Here is a 3,562-nt window from a genome sequence, read left to right as displayed (position 1 = left end):
CAGCGCCGTTTTCCATGCCGCCCATCTTGCCCGATCGGCCCGGACTATCGCGGGACGTGGTGGCGTGTGCCCGGCATGATCGTCGCCGTGCCGCGCCGGCCGTACCGATTGACCCGGCCCCGGTCGGGCGCTCGAGCCGAGGCGAATAGGGTGGACGGTCATGATCGGTGTTACCCGCGACGAAGCCGTCACCACCATCGAGTTGCGGCGCCCCGAGCGCCGCAACGCGCTGAACTCCCAGCTCGTCGAGGAGCTGCGGGAGGCGGTGCGCGAGGCAGCCACCCAGGACGTGCGGGCGATCGTGCTGACCGGCCAGGGCACGGTGTTCTGCGCCGGGGCGGACCTGTCCGGTGACGCGTTCGCGGCCGACTACCCGGACCGGCTGATCGCGCTGCACAAGACCATTGACGAGTTCCCGATGCCGGTGATCGGCGCGATCAACGGACCCGCGATCGGCGCCGGGCTGCAGCTGGCGATGATCTGCGACCTGCGGGTGGTGGCATCGGATGCGTACTTCCAGTTCCCGGTCGCCAAATACGGTCTGGCGCTGGACAACTGGAGCATCCGCCGGCTGTCGACGCTGGCCGGCTACGGCCGGGCCAGGGCGATGCTGCTCACCGCGGAGAAGCTCCCCGCCGACGCCGCGCTGCAGACCGGGATGGCCAACCGGCTCGGCACGGTCGCCGACGCCCAGGTCTGGGCCGCCGAGATCGCCGGGCTGGCCCCACTGGCGCTGCAGCACGCCAAGCGGGTGCTCAACGACGACGGCGCCTACCAGGAGCAGGAGCCGGCCCACAAGGAGCTGTTCGACCGGGCCTGGGGCAGCCAGGACGTGATCGAGGCGCAGCTGGCCCGGGTCGAGAAGCGTCCGCCGAAATTCCAGGGCGCCTGACCGGAATGCTGCGCGGAGCGCTTCGGCTGGGCGTCGGCACCGCCGCGCTGGCGGTCGGTGGCTGGGCGCTGCGCGGCTTGCATGGCGCACCCGCGGCGCTGGGTGCCGATCCGGTTGCCATCGACGCGGTGACCGGACGGGCGCCGCACTTCCGGGACGGCGCCTTCGTCAACCTCGATCCGGTGTCGATGCTGCGGGTGAGCCGGGAAGACGGGCGCTCGGCGCTGCGGCAGCTGCTCTTCGGGCACGACGCCCGCCGGCCCCCGGCGCCGATCCCGCTGGCGACGCCGGCGACGGTCGACGGGGTCGGCGAGCTGGCGATCAGCTGGCTCGGCCATGCCACCGCGCTGCTCGAGGTGGACGGCTACCGGGTGCTCACCGACCCGGTGTGGGGCGACCGCTGCTCTCCGTCGGACGTGATCGGCCCGCAGCGGCTACACCCGCCGCCGATGGAGCTGGACGCGCTGCCGGCCCTGGACGCGGTGCTGATCAGCCACGACCATTACGACCATCTCGACATGGGCACGATCGCCGTCCTGGCCCGCAGCCAGCGCGCCCCGTTCGTCGTGCCGCTGGGGGTGGGGGCACACCTGCGGGCCTGGGGCGTCCCGGAGTCGCGGATCGTGGAGCTGGACTGGGACGAACGCACCACCGTCGGCGAGCTCACCCTGGCCTGCACCCCGGCCCGGCACTTCTCCGGGCGGTTCGTAACTCGCAACCTCACCCTGTGGTCGTCGTGGGCGATCGTCGGGCCCCGGCACCGGGTGTACTTCGCCGGTGACACCGGCTACACCACCGGTTTCCGGGATATCGGTTCGCAGTTCGGGCCGTTCGACGCGACCCTGATGCCGATCGGCGCGTACAGCACCGCCTGGCCCGACGTGCACATGAACCCGGAGGAGGCGGTCCGCGCCCACCGGGACGTCAACGGGGCCGCGGACGACGACGGTGCTGCCCCCGGGCTGTTGGTGCCGATCCACTGGGGCACCTTCCGGCTGGCGCCGCACCCGTGGGCCGAGCCGGCCGAGCGGCTGATCGCGGCGGCCGGTCCTGCCGGGGTTCAGGTGGTGGTGCCCCGACCCGGCGAACGGGTCCAGCCGGAGCCCGGCCGGGAACCCGACCTTTGGTGGCGGGCGTGACCGTCTCGCTGGCGGCCGGGCTCAACAACGCCGAGGTCGCCGAGCGGGTCGCCGACGGCAAGACCAACGACGTCCCCACCCGGGCGGCCCGAACCGTGCCGGAGATCGTTCGGGCCAACGTGTTCACCCGGATCAACGCGATCCTCGGGGCGCTGCTGGTGATCGTGCTGACCACCGGATCGTTGGTCAACGGCCTGTTCGGCCTGCTGATCGTCGCCAACAGCGTCATCGGCATGGTGCAGGAGATCCGGGCCAAGCAGACGCTGGACCGGCTCGCCATCGTCGGCCAGGCGAAGCCGGTGGTGCGCCGGCAGTCCGGGACGCGAGCGCTGCCGCCCGGCGAGGTGGTGCTCGACGACGTGATCGAGCTGGGACCCGGTGACCAGATCGTGGTCGACGGCGAGGTCGTCGAGGGGTCCGACCTCGAGGTCGACGAGTCGCTGCTGACCGGGGAGGCCGATCCGGTCGTCAAAGAGGTTGCTGGCCAGGTGATGTCGGGCAGCTTCGTGGTGGCCGGCACCGGCGCCTACCGGGCCACCAAGGTGGGGCGTGCGGCCTACGCCGCCAAGCTGGCCGACGAAGCCAGCAGGTTCACCCTGGCGAAGTCCGAACTGCGCACCGGCATCGACAAGATCCTGAAGTTCATCACGTACCTGCTCTTCCCGACCGGCCTGCTGATCATCTACACCCAACTGTTCACCACCGACGTGGGCTGGCAGGCGTCGGTGCTGGCGATGGTCGGCGCCCTGGTTCCGATGGTCCCGGAGGGGCTGATCCTGATGACCTCGATCGCCTTCGCGGTCGGGGTGATCCGGCTGGGCCAGCGGCAGTGCCTGGTGCAGGAGCTGCCCGCGATCGAAGGGCTGGCCCGCGTCGACGTGGTCTGCACCGACAAGACCGGGACGCTCACCGACACCGGGATGCGGGTCTGCGGCGTCACCGAGCTGACCGCCGCCGACCAGCGTCCGGCGACCACCGATGTGCTGGCTGCCCTGGCCGCGCACGACGAGCGGCCGAACGCCAGCATGCAGGCGATCGGCGAGGCGTTCCGGATGCCACCGGACTGGACGGTATCGGCTTCCGCGCCGTTCAAGTCGGCCACCAAGTGGAGCGGCGTCTCCTACCGCGAGCACGGCAACTGGCTGATCGGCGCACCGGACGTGCTGGCCCGACCGGATTCGGCGGCCGCGCGACAGGCCGACCAGATTGGCGCGAAGGGGCTGCGGGTGCTGCTGCTGGCCAGCAGCGACCGGCCGGTCGACGACCCGGCCGCGCCCGGGGAGGTGACGCCGGTCGCCCTGGTGGTGCTGGAGCAGAAGCTGCGCCCGGACGCCCGGCAGACGCTGGAGTACTTCGCCACCCAGGACGTGGCGGTCAAGGTGATCTCCGGTGACAACGCCGTCTCGGTGGGTGCGGTCGCCGCCGAACTCGGCCTCACCGGCGCGGCGGTCGACGCGCCGCCGCGGGCGGGGGCGTGGGACCCGGCGCGCGCCCCCGCGCGTGGGGGGTGCGGCGGGGTAGGGCCGGGGCG

3 protein-coding genes are annotated in these 3,562 nt (G+C 72.3%); all 3 read left to right on the top strand.

Annotated features, from left to right (window positions below; translation table 11 throughout):
- Positions 1 to 160: 160 nt before the first annotated feature.
- A complete protein-coding gene (locus AC2VNT_RS16065; RefSeq protein WP_486947799.1) occupies positions 161 to 892 on the top strand; it encodes an enoyl-CoA hydratase in 732 nt (243 codons plus the stop codon).
- A gap of 5 nt (positions 893 to 897) precedes the next feature.
- Complete coding sequence (locus tag AC2VNT_RS16060) at positions 898 to 2,031, top strand: MBL fold metallo-hydrolase (RefSeq protein WP_486947798.1); 1,134 nt, start codon at positions 898 to 900, stop codon at positions 2,029 to 2,031.
- The coding region (locus AC2VNT_RS16055) for an HAD-IC family P-type ATPase (RefSeq protein ID WP_486947797.1) at positions 2,028 to 3,562 on the top strand (1,535 nt) is incomplete at its 3' end. The genes AC2VNT_RS16060 and AC2VNT_RS16055, both read left to right, overlap by 4 nt.

Source organism: Mycobacterium sp. TH-M15, from assembly GCF_057473705.1.
Note: the sequence above shows the minus strand (reverse complement) of the source record. Positions and strands in the feature narration are given on the sequence as shown.

Excerpts from the sequence above, each read along its gene's own strand:
- AC2VNT_RS16060 (WP_486947798.1), top strand. The coding sequence starts at position 898 with ATGCTGCGCGGAGCGCTTCGGCTGGGCGTCGGCACCGCCGCGCTGGCG.
- AC2VNT_RS16065 (WP_486947799.1), top strand. The coding sequence starts at position 161 with ATGATCGGTGTTACCCGCGACGAAGCCGTCACCACCATCGAGTTGCGG.